Genomic DNA, 16925 nt, shown 5'->3' on the forward strand with positions numbered 1-16925 from the left:
TGTTTTTTGATACCTGTTCCTACAGTTTTATATGGCAACCATTCCAATTACCAAACGCGGTGCTGAAATCCTCAAGGCTGAGTTGCACAAGCTCAAGACGGTCGAGCGTCCCTGGGTGATCAACGCGATTTCGGAAGCCCGCGCGCAGGGCGACTTGAGTGAAAACGCCGAGTACGAAGCCGCCAAAGACCGCCAGGGCTTTATTGAAGGCCGTATTCAGGAGGTGGAAGGCAAGCTGTCTGCAGCGCAAATCATCGATCCGTCAGAGCTCAATGCCGGCGGAAAAGTGGTTTTTGGCGCGACCGTGGAGCTGGAAGAAGAAGCGACCGGTGAGCGGGTGAAATACCAGATCGTGGGTGAGGATGAGGCAGATTTGAAGTTTGGCCGCGTCAACATTGGTTCCCCGATTGCCCGGGCGCTGATTGGCAAGGAAGAGGGTGACACGGCCGAGGTGCGTGCCCCGGGGGGCGTAAAAGCCTACGAAATTGTGGCGGTGCAGTACATCTGATGCGTGCTTTGCCAGTTTGGGTAGCTGCAGTATGGTGGGGTAGCCTCACGACACTGGGTTTCTTTGTGGTTCCCATGCTGTTTGTGCATTTGCCAAGCCCGGCTATGGCGGGTGCCATAGCTGCGCGACTATTTTCAATTCAGACGGCAGTGTCTACGGTCTGTGGCCTGCTGCTACTGCTGACCTTTAGGTCGAAACGAGTCCTAACCCCCGTGGATACTGCGCAGGCAGCTACACTTTTTGTAGTAGCCGGTGTGCTGTTGGCACTCTTGGTGGAGTTCGGTGTGGCGCCCAGAATCGTGTCGCGCGACAACCTTGCGCTGTGGCACAAGGTGGGCAGCGCGATGTATTTGGCGCAGTGGATGTGTGCCGCGGTGGTGTTTGGCAAGTTGGCCAAACACTGAAACCACTCAGGTCTGGCTGCGTTTCTTGACGCTGACCAGATTCTTCGGCTTGGCGCGCCGCACGTTGCCGCCGGCCGTGAGGCGCTGGTTGCCCAGAACGCGCAAGGTTTTGACTTCGGGACGCTGCCCCGCACGTTTGCTGTATTTCAACACTTTGACTTCGCGTGGTCCGGCCTTGCGGTCCTCGTCGACAACACGTTCTTTTTCAACCTTGGGCCGCCATAGCACGAGCAATTTGCCAATGTGCTGAATGGGAGCGGCGCTGAGTTCGTCAGCCAATGTATGGAACATGGCTTCGCGTGCGGCACGGTCGTCCGAGAACACGCGGACCTTGATAAGTCCATGGGCGTTCAACGCCGCATTGATTTCTTTTTTTACGTTTTCGGTCAGTCCGTCACTTCCGACCAACACCACCGGATCAAGGTGATGGGCTTCGGAGCGGTGTTCTTTGCGTTGGGCGGGTGTCAATTGAATTAGAGGCATACCGCTATTATCGGTTGATTGGATGGCTCGCACTAGAGCCGGTTCCTCAGAAAGTCAGAATGAAAACTCCCAACAAGGGCAAAAAGGTCAATAAAGCCTGGCTGCACGACCACATTAATGATCCCTACGTCAAATTGGCGCACCGGGAGGGTTATCGGGCGCGTGCGGCCTACAAACTCAAGGAAATCGACGAAACATTTGGGCTGATCAAACCGGGCTATTTGGTTGTCGACCTGGGCAGCACGCCCGGCGCATGGAGCCAGTATGCACGGCGAAAGATGTCGCCATCGGGGGCCGCCGTGGGGGACCTCAATGGCACCATTATTGCGCTGGATCTGCTGCCCATGGAACCCATTGAAGGTGTGACCTTCATTCAGGGCGATTTTCGTGAAGCAGAGGTGCTGGAGCAACTGGAAAAGGCCATGCAGGGGCGTCTGGCCGATGTGGTGGTGTCGGACATGGCGCCCAATTTGTCGGGCATCTCGTCGGCCGATGCGGCCCGTATTGAGCATCTGGTCGAATTGGCAATCGAATTTGCGCAAAACCACATGAAGCCGCAAGGGGCGCTGGTGGCCAAAGTCTTTCATGGAGGCAGCTACAACGACGTGGTTCAGCGGTTCAAAGACGCTTTTCAAGTGGTGAAGCCGGTCAAGCCCAAGGCCTCACGCGGCCGGTCTTCGGAGACCTTTCTGGTCGGTGCCGGCCTGAAACATTCGGGCCTCAAAGCGTGAAATCGTTGCCAAGTCCATGCTGTTCTTGTGGCCGAAATTGTGAAAATACCGTGTCAATCGTCTTGAAACGCCTAAAATGGGTACCAGATATGCACGGTGTTTCTACTTGTGCCCCTATTGGAGCTTCGATTGAATAATCAGTGGTTTTCGAAAATTGCAGTGTGGTTGGTGGTTGGCCTTGTGCTCTTCACTGTTTTCAAACAGTTTGACTCGCGCGGCACAGCAGGTGCCAATGTGGTCGGGTATTCCGACTTCCTGGAGGAGGTGCGCAACAAACATATCAAGAGCGCCATCATTCAGGAGGGCCAGGGCGGCACCGAGATTCTGGCCGTCACCACGGATGACCGCAAGGTTCGCACCACCGCAACCTACCTCGACCGTGGTTTGGTCGGAGACTTGATCAGCAATGGCGTCAAGTTTGACGTCAAGCCCCGCGAAGAAGGCTCACTGCTGATGACGTTGCTCGTCAGTTGGGGTCCCATGTTGCTGCTGGTCGGCGTTTGGATCTACTTCATGCGGCAGATGCAGGGCGGTGGCAAGGGTGGCGCATTCAGCTTTGGCAAAAGCAAGGCGCGCTTACTGGATGAAAACACCAATGTGGTCACTTTTGCCGACGTTGCAGGCTGCGACGAAGCGAAGGAAGAAGTGAAGGAGGTCGTAGATTTCCTGAAAGATCCGAGCAAGTTCCAGAAACTCGGGGGCCGCATTCCCCGTGGATTGTTGTTGGTCGGCCCTCCCGGTACCGGCAAGACCCTGCTGGCCAAGTCCATTGCAGGCGAAGCCAAGGTTCCTTTTTTCTCGATTTCCGGGTCGGATTTTGTAGAAATGTTTGTCGGTGTCGGTGCGTCCCGCGTGCGCGACATGTTTGACAACGCCAAGAAGAACGCGCCTTGCATCATTTTTATTGATGAAATCGACGCAGTCGGTCGCCAGCGGGGTGCCGGCTTGGGTGGTGGCAATGATGAACGTGAGCAGACCCTCAACCAGATGCTGGTCGAGATGGACGGTTTTGAGACCAATGTGGGCGTGATCGTGGTAGCTGCCACCAACCGTCCTGACATTCTGGATGCCGCATTGCTGCGTCCAGGCCGGTTTGACCGTCAGGTCTATGTCACGCTGCCCGATATTCGTGGCCGCGAGCAGATTCTGAATGTGCACATGCGCAAGGTGCCGCTGGGCCAGGATGTGAGCCCCAGTGTGATCGCACGCGGCACGCCCGGCATGTCGGGTGCTGACTTGGCCAATCTGTGCAACGAGGCAGCGCTGATGGCTGCGCGCCGCAGTGCACGTGTGGTGGAAATGCAGGATTTCGAGAAGGCCAAGGACAAGATCCTGATGGGCCCTGAGCGCAAGAGCATGGTCATGCCCGAGGGCGAGCGCAGGAACACGGCCTACCACGAGTCGGGCCACGCGCTGATTGGCAAGATGCTGCCCAAGTGCGACCCGGTCCACAAGGTGACCATCATTCCCCGTGGCCGCGCCTTGGGTGTAACCATGAGTCTGCCAGCGCAAGATCGTTATTCCTATGACAGTGAATACATGCTCAACCAGATCAGTATGCTGTTTGGGGGGCGTATTGCTGAAGAGGTGTTCATGAACCAGATGACCACAGGTGCCAGCAACGACTTTGAGCGCGCCACACATATTGCCCGCGACATGGTGACCCGTTACGGCATGACCGATGCGCTGGGCCCTATGGTGTACGCGGAGAACGAAGGTGAAGTGTTCCTGGGTCGTTCGGTCACCAAGACAACGACCATGAGCGAGTCCACGATGCAAAAGGTGGATGCCGAGGTGCGCCGCATCATCGACCAGCAGTACTCTCTGGCGCGCAAGCTCATAGAAGAGAACAAGGACAAAATGCATGCCATGGCCAAAGCCTTGCTGGAGTGGGAGACCATCGACAGTGACCAGCTGGACGACATCATGGCGGGCAAGGAGCCACGTCCGCCCAAGGACTGGACACCCCGTACCCCCAGTTCGGGCGGTGGCAATAATGATGGTGGTGGCGCTCCAGCGGTAGCCGTAGATCCAGCGCCCACCGTGGCCTGATTGGCTGGTTGATGACCTGACGGGGCCTTGTGCCCCGTTTTGTTTTTTGGAAGTAGCCCATGCTCTGGCAAACCAGCCGCTTTTTGATTGACCTTCACACGCCCAAAGTGATGGGCATTGTGAACGTCACACCTGATTCTTTTTCGGATGGCGGCTTGTACCGGTCTAGTCAAAGGGCGCAGGCCCACTGCGAGCAGTTGCTGGCCGACGGAGCCGATATTCTGGACATCGGTGGCGAATCAACGCGCCCGGGCGCCCCCGGCGTGCCGCTGGAAGAAGAACTGGCGCGCGTGCTACCGGTGGTCCGGCATGCTGTCAAGCTGGGTGTTCCTGTGTCGGTGGATACCTACAAGCCGCACGTCATGCGTGCGGTGCTGGATCTGGGGGCGGACATCATCAACGACATCTGGGCGCTGCGTTGGCAGGCACCGAACGACGTTTTGTCCGGGCAGAACGTCGTGGCTGCCCATGCCACATGCGGTGTTTGCCTCATGCACATGCACGGAGAGCCCAAGACCATGCAGGTCAAGCCCATGCAAGGGGATGTGGTCTTCCAGGTGCTCTCATTTTTAGAGCGGCTCGCGCAGGATTTGCGGGGGCTGGGGGTCGATAGAGCCCGTATCTGTATTGATCCTGGCATCGGGTTTGGCAAAACGGTGGAGCAAAACTTCGCGTTGCTGGCCCGGCAGACTGCGCTGTTGCCTTTGGGCTACCCGGTGCTCGCGGGGTGGTCACGCAAATCGTCTCTGGCCGCGGTCACTCAACAGACCTTGGGGTCTGTCGCGACGCTGGATACCCACGAACGAATGGTGCCCAGCGTGGCTGCCGCTTTGCTTGCGGTTCAGCAGGGTGCCAGCGTTGTGCGAGTGCATGATGTCAAAGAGACGGTGCAGGCGCTCAAGGTGCTGGTAGCCATGCGGGCGCAGGCCTTAACAGTCAACGAATTCAGTCGATAACAAACAATCAATCAGGTGAGTACATGACAAGAAAATATTTTGGTACGGATGGCATTCGCGGAACGGTCGGACAGGCGCCCATCACCCCCGACTTCGTGCTGCGTTTGGCGCACGCGGTAGGTCGTGTGCTGAAAAGGACCGAATCCCGTCCGACCGTGTTGATTGGCAAGGACACCCGTATATCGGGCTACATGCTGGAGAGTGCACTGGAAAGTGGCTTCAATTCCGCTGGTGTGGACGTGGTGCTGCTGGGGCCGCTGCCCACCCCGGGTGTGGCGTACCTCACCCGTGCGCAACGGGCTTCGCTGGGCGTCGTGATCAGCGCGAGCCACAACCCGTTTGCCGACAACGGCATCAAGTTTTTCAGTGCCCAGGGCACCAAACTGCCGGATGCGTGGGAGATCGATGTTGAAGCGGTCCTGGAGGAAGCTCCGGTGTGGGTTGACTCGCCTTCGCTGGGGAAAACGCGGCGTCTGGAAGACGCGGCAGGCCGCTACATCGAGTTTTGCAAGAGCACTTTTGCCAATGACCTCACTCTCAAAGGCATGAAGATTGTGGTGGATGCGGCCCATGGCGCGGCCTACCACATCGCGCCCAAAGTCTTTCACGAGCTCGGTGCCGAAGTGATTGCCATTGGGTGCGCACCCGATGGGTTGAACATCAACCACGAAGTGGGTGCCACGCATCCGCAGGCGTTGGTGGCAGCCGTGAAGGCGAACCAGGCCGATTTCGGCGTGGCGCTTGACGGCGATGCCGACCGCCTGCAGTTGGTGGACGCGGATGGCCGCCTGTACAACGGTGATGAGTTGCTGTACCTGATGGCAGATGACCGCCTGGGACGCGATGAGCATGTGCCGGGTGTCGTGGGTACCCTGATGACCAATCTCGCCGTTGAGGTGGCTCTGAAGGCCCGTGGAGTGCAGTTTGTTCGGGCCAAGGTGGGCGATCGCTATGTGCTCGAAGAACTGGAAAAGCACAAATGGATTCTCGGTGGCGAAGGCTCCGGCCACTTGCTGGCACTGGACAAGCACACCACAGGTGACGGCTTGATATCCGCGTTGCAGGTCTTGCAGGCTTTGCAGCGCAGTGGCCAGACCATGGCGCAGCTGCTGGCCAAGGTGACACTGTTTCCCCAGACGCTGATCAATGTGCGTCTGAAACCCGGTCAGGACTGGAAAGCCAGCCCTGGGCTGGCTAGGGAGACTTTGGCGGTGGAAGTCGAGTTGGGCGAAACGGGTCGGGTGCTGATCCGTGCCAGCGGTACCGAGCCGCTGGTGCGTGTGATGGTGGAGGCGCGTGATGCAGCGCAGGCCAAGGCTTGTGCCCAACGCATTGCCGACACGCTGGCAGCCTGAGCGGGCTTCCACGTGACACCTGTTCCCACCCCTTCCATTACGGCGGCGCTGCACATCGTCCGCGCAGACTATGCCAATCCGGTCCACGCTGCGGCTCTGGTGCAACTGCTGGATGCCTACGCACAGGATCCCATGGGCGGCGGCCATGCGCTGAGCGACTTTGCCAAAGCCCATCTGGTTGCCGCCTTGGCGCAGCGTCCGCAGGCATTCAGTGTGCTGGCCTTTGAGGGTGATCGGGCAGTGGGTCTGGTGAATTGCATCGAAGGCTTTTCTACTTTTGCGTGCCGACCGCTGGTCAATGTGCACGATGTCACGGTGCTGGCCAGTCACCGTGGGCAACGGGTGGGCGCGCACATGCTGGCATTGGCGGAAGTCATTGCCCGCGAACGAGGTGCCTGCAAACTCACACTGGAAGTGCTGCAGGGTAACGCCGGCGCGCTACGACTCTATCAGCGCACAGGATTTGCCAACTACGAGCTGGATCCCGCCATGGGGCATGCGCAGTTCATGCAGAAGTGGCTGGACTAAAGTTCAAATGCAGCTATCAATTCAATAGCTGCCTGCACATATTCCACGTGGGCTAGCACTGGTTTTTGTGCTGAATTATTCGTACCAGTCGCGCAGCGCATCCGCATGCAGTTTGGCGCGCATCGCGGGTGTCGGTGTCCAGCGTTCATGGCTGCAGGTGGCTCTCGCCAGAAAATCGAGGAGCGACAGGTGACGTCGCAACACGCGATGCTGGCGGTGCTCAATCAGCGGGTTGAAGATGCCCTTGAGGGAAAACATCTGACGGGGATTTTTCTTGATCCACAGCCACGATCCCATCTCCAGTGTCAGTGGCAGGAAAACGCGTTCGGGGTCTTCACAGGCCTCCAGATACAGGTGGTCCCACAAATCTCCGTGGGCCAGGTATTGCAGGCTTTGCGGCTCAAAAACGTAGGGATGGTGGCTGTAGGTTTGCAGGAAAACATCCTTGAGTGCCTGCATTTCTGCCAGATGGGCAATGGGTTTTCGGGTGTGCGCGTAGGGAAACCAGATGCGGTCACTCGCGCCAAATCCCGAGTGGCAGTCCAGGGCCATGCTGAACTTGCGCGTCAACAGTTCCGATGCAACCACCTCACAGACCGCCTGGTTTTCAGCCTCCATCGGTTCGCCCGGCTTGCCCCGGTACCACGGCAGACCCGCGCTGATGCGCTGGCCACCGATGAGAAACGGTGCTTTGTCGATGGCATCGACCGGTGCATTGCGCATCAGGTCAATGCCACCGGGATTCGCGCGTGTGCCCATCAGCATGCCGCCCGGGTTGACGATCGGCATGAACACCAGTCGCACACTCTCCAGTTGGCGGTGCAGCGTGGTGTCCCACTGCAAGCGCATCACCAGGCTTTGCAGGAAGGCAATGACCACTTCCGCGCCGATGCGCTCCAGCCCATGGACGCCGCCAAAAAAACCGATCGCGGGGACGTCAGGGCTCGGGTTGCCCAGACCGATGGCATACACGGGCAGCGATGCCCCGGCTGCCACTGAAACCTGGCGCATGGTTCTGACATCGAGGTGCTGCGCCCCCAGATCCATCAGCCGCTCCAGCGCTTCCATTTCCGGTAGGTGTTTTTTCTGCACAGATGTTTTTTTGTATGGGTCGCAGGGGAGTTCCCGGTCAAGCATAGCGCCCAAAGCCCTGAGTTGCATGATTCCATACTGCGCGAAAAGGGTTTGTGCAACTGTCTCACTAACGTCACATTCCCGCGATAGCCTAGGGGCTCGTTCAATGACTTGACTGGAGCGCACCATGATCTGGAAATTCCTGGGCTTGCAAAGAAAGCTCGATTCCCTGTTCGACGATGGCTGGGTCAGCCTCGGCCTCTCCCACTCCCAATCCCGTGGTATTCCCCATGCGCCAACCTCGCCACAAGCGCAGAACTAATGCGGTAAGACATGTGGTCGTCCTCAGCAGTGTTGCTTGGGGCGTCGTTGAGTTTTTTGCCCTACAACGCTCACGCTACCACTCCTGGCGCGCGCGCACCTGATTTCAGCGCGCCGAGCCCGGTTCGGCAGCGTTACGCAGAAAAGCCACGAGTTCGGGATCTGCGCCCAGCGTGGAAGCAATCGTGGCTGCCTGCATGACATCGCGTGTGGTACCAATGTCCATTTGCAGGTCTATGGCCTGCTGGTACCAGCGCTTGGGTAGCAGCGGGCGCAGTGCCTCGATGCTGTAGCGCAGTCGCTTGGCGAGGATCCGTGTGCGGTGCTGCCGCTCAAACGTGCCGCAATCCCGGCGGGCAGTCTGCAGCTGCTCATGCGCACAGGCAACCCGGCGTTTGGCCCATTGCCGCAACGACTTGTCCCGGTATCTTTTTGATTCGCTGGACTTCTTCCAAGCGGCCTTATTTTCCAGCCATTGCGTGATAGTCAGCAGGGTTTTCTGCACTGCCGTATCGTCCATAGCGATACGCACCGCCTGGCGCTGGTCGTCCGCGGTGCGTAACAAGGCCTGTTCCATCGCGCGCCACTTTCCTTGTTTCCCTGGGTCTGTGCCGGCATAGTCATGCGCAAACTGGGGGAGCGTTTCCCCTCGGGCTACGTCCAGGTCACGCAAGCCGCCCATCGAAACCAGTATGGGTTTCAGTGGCTCCCATGGCGGGGCACTCTGAACCACCGATATTTTTTTGAAGAGCCGCAAGACCGTGCGAAACCGTCGCCAACCGATGCGGGCCTGGTGCACGACCTCGGAGTCATCTGAAAAACGCAGAAGGTGCAGGTTGGTGGTGAACTGGGAAAAGCTTTCAAGCAAAACGCAATGCGCGGCAGTGGGCAACGACATTTTGGGCTTCAACGTCGGAGCGCGCGCGCAGCGGTGAGGTCAGTGAATCCTGATTCATAACCGGGGAAGAGTACAGCAATTGCAACGCGTGAGCGGTGTTGATTTTCGTCACGAAATTGCAGTGCTGGCGTCACAAAAAAGTCATGGGAGCTGGGTAAGCTGGTAACTCCCGAATCAGAAAACATCTGCAGGAGAAAGCCGTGAGCGCCAGTGATGATGAATTGATGCGCCGCATCCACCGAGACTTGATCGACGGTTACGACGAAGAACTGGAAATGGAGTTCGAGGACCGCACCGTGGCCGAACTGACGGGGGATGCCTCGCCGGATTTCACCGCGCAAGACAAGGAAGCACGGCGGCAGTACTTCCGCGAACTGTTCCGCCTGCAGGGAGAGCTCGTCAAACTGCAAGACTGGGTTATTGCCACCGGCAAGAAAGTCGTGATTGTCTTTGAGGGCCGCGATGCGGCGGGCAAGGGCGGTGTGATCAAGCGCATTACCCAGCGGTTAAACCCCCGGGTGTGCCGCGTAGCGGCGTTGCCAGCGCCCAACGACCGCGAGCGCACGCAATGGTACTTTCAGCGCTACATATCGCATTTGCCGGCTGCAGGCGAGATGGTGCTGTTCGACCGCTCCTGGTACAACCGCGCAGGTGTGGAACGGGTGATGGGTTTTTGCAATGATGACCAGTATGAAGAATTCTTTCGCACGGTTCCCGAGTTTGAAAAAATGCTGGTGCGCTCGGGTATCCAGCTCATCAAATACTGGTTTTCGATTTCAGACGACGAGCAAAACCTGCGCTTCCTGGGCCGCATCCATGACCCGCTCAAACAGTGGAAACTGAGCCCTATGGATCTGGAGTCCCGCCGCCGATGGGAGGACTACACCAAGGCAAAGGAAATCATGCTGGAACGCACCCATATTCCCGAAGCACCGTGGTGGGTCGTTCCGGCTGATGACAAGAAGAAAGCGCGTTTGAACTGCATTGGCCACCTGCTGGGTCAGATGGACTACAACGAAGTTGCGCACCCTGCCATCGTGCTACCGCAACGCGTACGCCACGAGGACTATGTGCGCCAGCCGGTGCCCAACGATATTCTGGTGCCCCAAATCTACTGAGCCGCGGGTTGTAAGGTCCGAAGGGAGATGCTACGGCTCTCCCGCACGCTGAGAAAAGCGCCTGCGGCACCACACAAGGCAATCAGTGCGATACCCAGCACGGACCAGTGGTCTGGCACATGGGAGAACATCAGCCAGCCGCCGAGCATGGCGAAGCCGATCTGGGTGTACATGTAGGGCATCAGGGTTGCGGCTGGGGCGCGTTGAAAGGCCAGAATCAGCAAAAAGTGCCCTAACGTCGCAGTGGCCCCCATTACCGCCAAGCCAAGCCATAGCTGCGGGCTGCCAATTTCAGCCCAGACCCACGGCAGGGGAAGCGCTGCAATAAGCGTACCGACCCAGCCGGTGTAGAACTGCAGCGTCATAGGGTCTTCGGTGCGGGTCATGCGACTGGTCAGCAGCTGAAATGCGGCGTTCACTGCGACCAGCGCCAAGGGCAGAAGCAGAGTCCAGTTGAAATCCTGGCCGCCTGGCCGGACGATGACCAGCGTGCCGGCAAAGGCCCCCGCCACCAACAGCATGCGCAGCGCGGAAACACGTTCGCCCAACATGCGGGCTGACAGCAGCGTGACGACCAGCGGCGTAATCATGACGATCGCGGTGAACTCACCCACAGGCATGTACTTGAGACTGAGAAACGCGAATAAGCTGCTGGCCAAAAGAAGCACGCCGCGGGCTAAATGGAAGCGAGGGTGCTCGGTTCGCAGCAACGCCCGTCCCCGGCGCGGCAGCACCGTGAGGGTGGTAGCCAACGCCTGGAACAGATAACGGAACCACAAGGCCATCAACAGCGGAACGCCGCCGGTGACCCATTTCGTGGTGGTGTCCAACGTGGCGAAACAGGCCACTGCGGCAATTCCCAAGGCAATGCCGGCCAAAGCTTTTCTGGATGTCGTCACTGATCGTCTTGTTTTGGATCAGACATGGCGAGCCCACGGCCCCAGTGTCAGCTTTTCCATCGAACTGAGGACCCGGGAGAAATCCCGGGATGCCAGCATGGAGCGTTCGATGAGTCCCGCCTGGACGGCTCTTGCGTACTGTGCCCTTGCAACGTCAAAAGGCAGGCCGAAAACATCCATGGCGATACCAGTGGCCTCGGCCACACTCCGCGCGAGATCCGGTTGAAAAATGGGGTTAGATTCGGGCGCCGGTGAAGCTGATGGCCAGTCGGCGGACGGGGTAATTTTGGACATGGTGAGTCCTTTCAAAAATAACGCAATGTTAAAGATAAGGGTAAACCCTTAGTTAATCAAGTGCTGTTTGCCGATTTGATGCTTATTTGCACAAGTTGACTGTCACACAAATGCCACCGGAATGACGTGATCGCGTCATCTGACCATCCCAGAATCGCTGCATGTCTTGCACGATGGAGAACACGATGGTCAACAATTCAGACGCTACACAGGCACTGAGCAAGGGATTTAACCCTTCTTTCAGCAACCCTATTCACGATTTTGAGCAGCAATGTCTGCGCGTCCTGCGCTGCACAGCTCTCGCACTGGCCAACAGTCCGGGAGGTTTTCGCTTCAAGGCGGGAACCCGACCCTGGCTGGATGCGCTGTCACACGGCCCGATAGGGAGTCTGTCATGAAAGAGCAAACGACGATTGCCCCGGCGACGGACGCTCGGCGGGCCGGGAATCTGGTCGCTGGCGTGGCAAAGCCGCAGCCAGAACGCCATGGCATTGTGGTGTCCTGGGCTAGCCACCTGGATGAAGTGCGCGCAGCTCAACGCCTGCGCCATGAGGTCTTCGCAGGTGAAATGGGTGCACGCCTCAACACACCCATCGCCGGGCATGACATTGATTTGTTTGACAATTATTGTGAGCACTTGCTGGTGCGGGACGAATCTACACAGCAGGTCATTGGTACCTACAGAGTGCTGACCCCGGTGCAAGCCAAGCGGGTAGGGAGCACCTACAGCGACACCGAGTTTGATCTCACCCGCTTGCGCACCATGCGTGACCGCATGGTGGAGTTGGGCCGCAGCTGTGTGCATCCGGACCACCGCCACGGCGGGGTCATCATGGCGCTGTGGGGCGCACTGGCGGAATTCATGGTCCGCAACCAGCTCGACACCATGATTGGTTGTGCCAGCATTCCCATGATGCACAACGGCGTGGTCAGTGGTGATTTGGCCGCCAGTATCTGGCGGCAGGTCAAGGAAACCCATCTGGCGCCCATTGAATACCATGTGCGTCCCCGATTGCCGCTGCCCATTGAGCGCCTGGATTCTTCGTTGAACGTGGAGCCACCCGCTCTGATCAAGGGGTATTTGCGTTTGGGCGCCAAAGTGCTGGGCGCACCGGCCTGGGACCCGGATTTCAATTCTGCTGATCTGCCCATGCTGATGCGCATTGCGGATCTGCCGCTGCGCTACCGCAAGCACTTTCTGGGTGCGTGATGCGAGCCGCTCTTGACGCCTTCGCACCGCTCTGGAGTGGCGTGCCAGCGAGTGAAGAGCACGATCAGGAAGACGAGCACCGAACCCACCGCTTTCGTGCAATTTTTATCTCGGATATTCATTTGGGGACTGCCGGCTGTCAGGCCCATGCGCTGCTGGGTTTTCTGAGGGCACACCCCTGTGAGTCCTTGTATCTGGTGGGAGACATTGTGGATGGCTGGCAGTTGCGTCGTCGCTGGTTTTGGCCGCAATCGCATAACGATGTCGTTCAAAAACTTCTGCGTGCGGCGCGCAAGGGCTGCAAGGTCACCTTCATTCCAGGCAATCACGATGAATTCGCACGTGGTTTTTTGGGCCACCAGTTTGGTGGTATCGAGGTGCGCGAAGACGCTGTTCACACAACGGCTGATGGCCGTACTCTCTGGGTCACCCATGGCGACTACTTTGACGGTGTCATCCAGTGTGCGAAATGGCTCGCTTTTTTGGGCGACAACCTGTACGAGTTCACACTGAAGCTCAACCGCTATCTGAATGGATTGCGTGCGCGCATGGGCTTGCCGTATTGGTCGCTTTCGGCCTATCTCAAGGACAAGGTCAAGTCAGCACTGAATTACGTCACCGATTTTGAAGTGGCCGTCGCGAACGAAGCCCGTGCCCGCGGTCACCATGGTGTGGTGTGTGGCCATATTCACCGTGCAGAGATGCGTGAGATCAACGGGACGCTGTATTGCAATGATGGAGACTGGGTTGAAAGCCGCACCGCTTTGGTTGAGCATTTTGATGGCTGGCTGGAAATACTGTACTGGAATGACACCAACACCCGGGTTGTCATTGCACAGGCGCTGCAGGAGGTCCCTGCGTGAAGCTTGCGCTGGTGACAGACGCGTGGCAGCCGCAAGTCAATGGGGTGGTGACCACGCTGGTGGAGCTGGTGCGGGAAATGGAGGCATTGGGTCATCAGGTGGAGGTGATTCATCCGGACCTGTTTTCGACCCGGCCATGCCCGGGCTATGTCGGCATTCACCTTGCCGTGCGGCCCGCAAAGTCTCTGGCGCTTCAACTCGATGCCATTGCTCCGGATGCCATCCACATCGCCACGGAAGGCCCCTTGGGCTGGGCCGCTCGGCGGTATTGTCTGCAACGCGGCTTGGCGTTCACCACGGCGTTTCATACCCGATTTCCGGAGATTTTGAAGGCTGCCCTGAAGGTGCCGCTCTGGATGGGTTATGCGCTGTTTCGTCACTTTCACAAGCGTTCATCCGGGGTGCTGGTTCCCACACCCAGTGTTCTGCGAATGCTCGAAGGGCGGGGCTTTTGCAATCTGCGCAATTGGACTCACGGCGTCGACGTGCAGCTGTTCAGCTACCAGGAATTGCCAGAGGTTTACCCTGCGCTGGGTACTCTGTGCAGACCGGTATCCCTGTTTGTCGGCCGTGTGTCGTACGAGAAGAACATTGAGGAGTTTCTTCAGCTGGATGTGCCCGGTACCAAGATTGTCTGTGGTGTGGGGCCCTTGGAGTCTTCACTGCGTGCGCGCTATCCACACGTACGCTGGTTAGGGCTCTTGCCGCGCGATGACCTGGCGCGCGTGTATGCGGCGGCGGACGTCTTTGTCATGCCGAGCCGGACAGAGACTTTCGGCCTGGTCATGCTGGAGGCCATGGCAACGGGTACGCCTGTAGCAGCATTTCCCGTTGAAGGACCACTGGAGGTGATTGGCTCGCCCCAGACTGGCGGAGCACTCCATCCGGATCTGTCCATTGCCTGGTATGCAGCGCTGGCCATTCCCAGACACGAGGCGAGAGCGCGGGCATTGAAGTTCAGCTGGACACAAGCCTCGCAGCAGTTTTTGAGATATCTGGTGCCTGCCCGACCGGGTGCTGCGTTGGGTCGATTGAATGAGCTTCATGGAGTTGTCACACGAATGTCATCAAATTCGTAAACAATTCGTCACCGTCGTGTCATAGTCAAGGTCGTGTCCATGTTGTCCCTTCTTCGCAGCCAAACAATGCAGCAACCCTTGGGGATGCCGGATCTGCTGGACCGCGATCACAGCCTGCTGGCTTTTAACGAGCGGGTTCTGGATTGGGCCGTACGCGATGACGTGCCGCTTTTGGAGCGCTTGCGCTACCTCTGCATCGTGTCATCCAACCTGGATGAGTTTTTTGAGGTGCGGGCCGAACCGCATCTGCTGGCCAACCAGGCCAACGACCGCAAGGGTCCCTATTCGGTCAAGTCTTTTGAGCGGCTGGCCGCGTCTTTGCACAGCTTGGTCGATCGGCAATACGCCCTCTACAACGAAAAGTTGATGCCGGCATTTGAGCGGGAAGGCATCAAGATCATTTCCCATGGTGACCGCGACCTGGCACAGCGCAAGTGGGTCAAGCTGTACTTTGAGAGAGAAGTACGCCCCTTGTTGATTCCTGTGGGGCTGGATCCTTCCCATCCCTTCCCCCAAGTGGCCAACAAGTCGCTGAACTTCATCGTTCGTTTGAGTGGGCGCGACGCATTCGGACGAGAAAACGAAATCGCCATCGTGAAGGTACCGCGGGTGCTGCCACGGCTCATCCGCATGTCCGAGAAGGTGTCGGGTGGTCGTACCTTGTTTGTTTCGCTGTCCAGTGTCATTCGCGCGCATCTGGCGGATTTGTTTGCAGGTCGTCACGTCGGACAGTTTTCCCAGTTCCGGGTGACGCGCCATTCCGATCTGGCGGTCGACGAAGAAGACGTGAAAAACCTGCGAATGGCCCTGCGCCAGGGCTTGGTGCACCGCCACTATGGGCAGGCGGTCCGGTTAGAGGTGTCGGCGGGCTGCTCGGAGCATTTGTCTGAACTGCTGCTCAATCAGTTTGAATTGCCTGCGCAGGCGCTGTACCGCGTGCAGGGCCCCGTGAATCTGGTGCGCCTGACCCAATTGATTGATCTGGTGGACCGGCCTGACTTGGGGTTTGCGCCCTACAAGGCAAGCTATCCCTTGCAGATGAACCCCGGACAGTCGATTTTCGAGCAGCTCAAGTTGGGGGATATCGTGATCCACCAGCCGTTTGAAAGCTTTGATGGCGTGCTGGCATTTTTGCGCGAAGCGGTGAACGATCCGCAGGTATTGGCGATCAAGCAGACCATCTACCGCACGGGCGCGGACTCGGCGCTGATGGACTTGCTGCGTGAAGGCGTACGACGTGGCAAAGAGGTCACGGTGGTCGTGGAGCTCAAGGCCCGTTTTGATGAAGAAGCCAATATCAACTGGGCAGAAATGCTGGAGTCCATTGGCGCGCAGGTGGTGTATGGCGTCGTGGGTCTCAAAACCCACGCGAAAATGATGCTGGTGACCCGGCGCGAGGGAAAGCTGCTGAAGCGCTATGGCCATTTGTCCACAGGCAACTACAACCCGCGAACGGCGCGCTTGTATACGGATTTGAGCCACATCACCGCCGACGCAGCATTGACTACCGACATGGAGCATGTCTTTGTGCATCTGGCCAGTCAAAGCAAGCTCCCCCGGCTGCGAAAAATGTGGATGGCGCCGTTTCACTTGCAACGCAACCTCCTGTCCAAAATCGACGCATTGGGGCTGGCAGCCAGCCGGGGGAAGTCAACGCGCATTGTTGCAAAGATGAACGCGCTGACGGACGAAGCGCTGATCCATGGTCTGATCCAGGCTGGCCAGCGCGGTGTGAAAATTGACTTGATTGTGCGAGGTGCTTGCATGCTTCCGGCTCAGGTTCCCGGGCATACCGACAACATACGTGTGCGCTCCGTTATTGGCCGGTTTCTGGAGCATTCGCGGGTGTTTTATTTTCGCATGGGCGAGGTCGAGGATCTGTACCTCTCCAGTGCCGACTGGATGAATCGCAACATGGTGCGCCGTGTGGAATTGGCTTGGCCTGTCACTGACCCTGTGCAACGCCAGCGGATTGTTGATGAGTGCCTCGTGGCCTATCTGCACGATGGCGTGGACGCCTGGGACATGGGTGCAGATGGAACTTATACCCATATCCAGAGAGACGGCACGACTGCTGCATATGGGGCGCAGGCGGCACTCATGGCGCGCTACTCACTCAACGGCGAAGGTTATTAAGGAAGCTGAGGCGAAT

At 58.2% G+C, this 16925-nt stretch carries 19 protein-coding genes; 14 read left to right on the forward strand and 5 right to left on the reverse strand.

Going from position 1 to position 16925, the window contains the following annotated elements; translation table 11 throughout:
* Positions 1-31: 31 nt before the first annotated feature.
* On the forward strand, positions 32-508 hold the full coding sequence (greA, locus tag AC097W_RS14270) for a transcription elongation factor GreA (RefSeq protein ID WP_479603280.1): 477 nt from the start codon (positions 32-34) through the stop codon (positions 506-508).
* Positions 505-912 (forward strand): DUF4149 domain-containing protein, encoded by a 408-nt coding sequence (locus tag AC097W_RS14275; protein ID WP_479603419.1) that lies wholly within the window; start codon positions 505-507, stop codon positions 910-912. Before greA ends, AC097W_RS14275 begins: the two co-directional genes overlap by 4 nt.
* Positions 913-918: 6 nt before the next feature.
* Here AC097W_RS14275 and yhbY read toward each other — a convergent pair whose 3' ends face one another.
* Complete coding sequence (gene yhbY / locus AC097W_RS14280) at positions 919-1395, reverse strand: ribosome assembly RNA-binding protein YhbY (protein ID WP_479603281.1); 477 nt, start codon at positions 1393-1395, stop codon at positions 919-921.
* A 59-nt stretch (positions 1396-1454) separates the two neighbouring features.
* Between yhbY and AC097W_RS14285 the strand changes: the two genes are divergently transcribed.
* From AC097W_RS14285 to AC097W_RS14305, 5 genes are all read left to right on the forward strand, one after another.
* On the forward strand, positions 1455-2126 hold the full coding sequence (locus AC097W_RS14285) for an RlmE family RNA methyltransferase (protein WP_479603282.1): 672 nt from the start codon (positions 1455-1457) through the stop codon (positions 2124-2126).
* 129 nt (positions 2127-2255) lie between these two features.
* Positions 2256-4178, forward strand: coding sequence for an ATP-dependent zinc metalloprotease FtsH (ftsH, locus tag AC097W_RS14290; protein ID WP_479603283.1), 1923 nt, complete (start codon positions 2256-2258; stop codon positions 4176-4178).
* A 59-nt stretch (positions 4179-4237) separates the two neighbouring features.
* A complete protein-coding gene (gene folP / locus AC097W_RS14295) occupies positions 4238-5134 on the forward strand; it encodes a dihydropteroate synthase (RefSeq protein WP_479603284.1) in 897 nt (298 codons plus the stop codon).
* A 23-nt stretch (positions 5135-5157) separates the two neighbouring features.
* Positions 5158-6489 (forward strand): phosphoglucosamine mutase, encoded by a 1332-nt coding sequence (gene glmM / locus AC097W_RS14300; protein ID WP_479603285.1) that lies wholly within the window; start codon positions 5158-5160, stop codon positions 6487-6489.
* A gap of 12 nt (positions 6490-6501) precedes the next feature.
* Positions 6502-7017, forward strand: a complete 516-nt coding sequence (locus AC097W_RS14305; protein WP_479603286.1) for a GNAT family N-acetyltransferase — start codon at positions 6502-6504, stop codon at positions 7015-7017.
* A 75-nt stretch (positions 7018-7092) separates the two neighbouring features.
* Here the strand turns inward: AC097W_RS14305 and AC097W_RS14310 are convergent, their stop codons facing one another.
* Entirely contained in the window at positions 7093-8109 is a 1017-nt protein-coding gene (locus tag AC097W_RS14310) for a M14 family zinc carboxypeptidase (RefSeq protein ID WP_479603287.1), read from the reverse strand.
* 169 nt (positions 8110-8278) lie between these two features.
* Here AC097W_RS14310 and AC097W_RS14315 point away from each other — a divergent pair, with 169 nt between their 5' ends.
* The gene (locus AC097W_RS14315; RefSeq protein ID WP_479603288.1) at positions 8279-8413 is read left to right on the forward strand and encodes a hypothetical protein; all 135 of its coding nucleotides are present in this window, start codon (positions 8279-8281) and stop codon (positions 8411-8413) included.
* A gap of 105 nt (positions 8414-8518) precedes the next feature.
* On the opposite strand, the gene AC097W_RS14320 is transcribed toward AC097W_RS14315, so the two are convergent.
* Positions 8519-9310 carry a CHAD domain-containing protein gene (locus AC097W_RS14320; protein ID WP_479603289.1) on the reverse strand — a complete coding sequence of 264 codons (792 nt, stop codon included), beginning with the start codon at positions 9308-9310 and terminating at the stop codon, positions 8519-8521.
* A gap of 224 nt (positions 9311-9534) precedes the next feature.
* Between AC097W_RS14320 and ppk2 the strand changes: the two genes are divergently transcribed.
* Positions 9535-10428, forward strand: a complete 894-nt coding sequence (ppk2, locus tag AC097W_RS14325) for a polyphosphate kinase 2 (protein WP_479603420.1) — start codon at positions 9535-9537, stop codon at positions 10426-10428.
* Here ppk2 and AC097W_RS14330 read toward each other — a convergent pair.
* Both AC097W_RS14330 and AC097W_RS14335 read right to left on the reverse strand, forming a co-directional pair.
* Positions 10422-11327 (reverse strand): DMT family transporter, encoded by a 906-nt coding sequence (locus AC097W_RS14330; protein ID WP_479603290.1) that lies wholly within the window; start codon positions 11325-11327, stop codon positions 10422-10424. The two genes, ppk2 and AC097W_RS14330, sit on opposite strands and share 7 nt — an antisense overlap.
* Before the next feature lie 18 nt (positions 11328-11345).
* On the reverse strand, positions 11346-11621 hold the full coding sequence (locus tag AC097W_RS14335) for a hypothetical protein (protein WP_479603291.1): 276 nt from the start codon (positions 11619-11621) through the stop codon (positions 11346-11348).
* A 185-nt stretch (positions 11622-11806) separates the two neighbouring features.
* On the opposite strand from AC097W_RS14335, the gene AC097W_RS14340 reads away from it, so the two are divergent.
* From AC097W_RS14340 to ppk1, 5 genes are read left to right on the forward strand one after another with little or no spacing between them, the layout of a single operon-like run.
* Positions 11807-12019 carry a hypothetical protein gene (locus AC097W_RS14340; protein WP_479603292.1) on the forward strand — a complete coding sequence of 71 codons (213 nt, stop codon included), beginning with the start codon at positions 11807-11809 and terminating at the stop codon, positions 12017-12019.
* Entirely contained in the window at positions 12016-12831 is an 816-nt protein-coding gene (locus tag AC097W_RS14345; RefSeq protein ID WP_479603293.1) for a GNAT family N-acetyltransferase, read from the forward strand. The genes AC097W_RS14340 and AC097W_RS14345 overlap by 4 nt, the downstream gene beginning before the upstream one ends.
* Entirely contained in the window at positions 12831-13694 is an 864-nt protein-coding gene (locus tag AC097W_RS14350; RefSeq protein WP_479603294.1) for a UDP-2,3-diacylglucosamine diphosphatase, read from the forward strand. Before AC097W_RS14345 ends, AC097W_RS14350 begins: the two co-directional genes overlap by 1 nt.
* Positions 13691-14773, forward strand: coding sequence for a glycosyltransferase family 4 protein (locus tag AC097W_RS14355; RefSeq protein ID WP_479603295.1), 1083 nt, complete (start codon positions 13691-13693; stop codon positions 14771-14773). Before AC097W_RS14350 ends, AC097W_RS14355 begins: the two co-directional genes overlap by 4 nt.
* 39 nt (positions 14774-14812) lie before the next feature.
* On the forward strand, positions 14813-16909 hold the full coding sequence (gene ppk1, locus AC097W_RS14360) for a polyphosphate kinase 1 (RefSeq protein WP_479603296.1): 2097 nt from the start codon (positions 14813-14815) through the stop codon (positions 16907-16909).
* The last annotated feature ends 16 nt before the right edge of the window (positions 16910-16925 follow it).

Source organism: Rhodoferax sp. GT1R46, assembly GCF_056521285.1.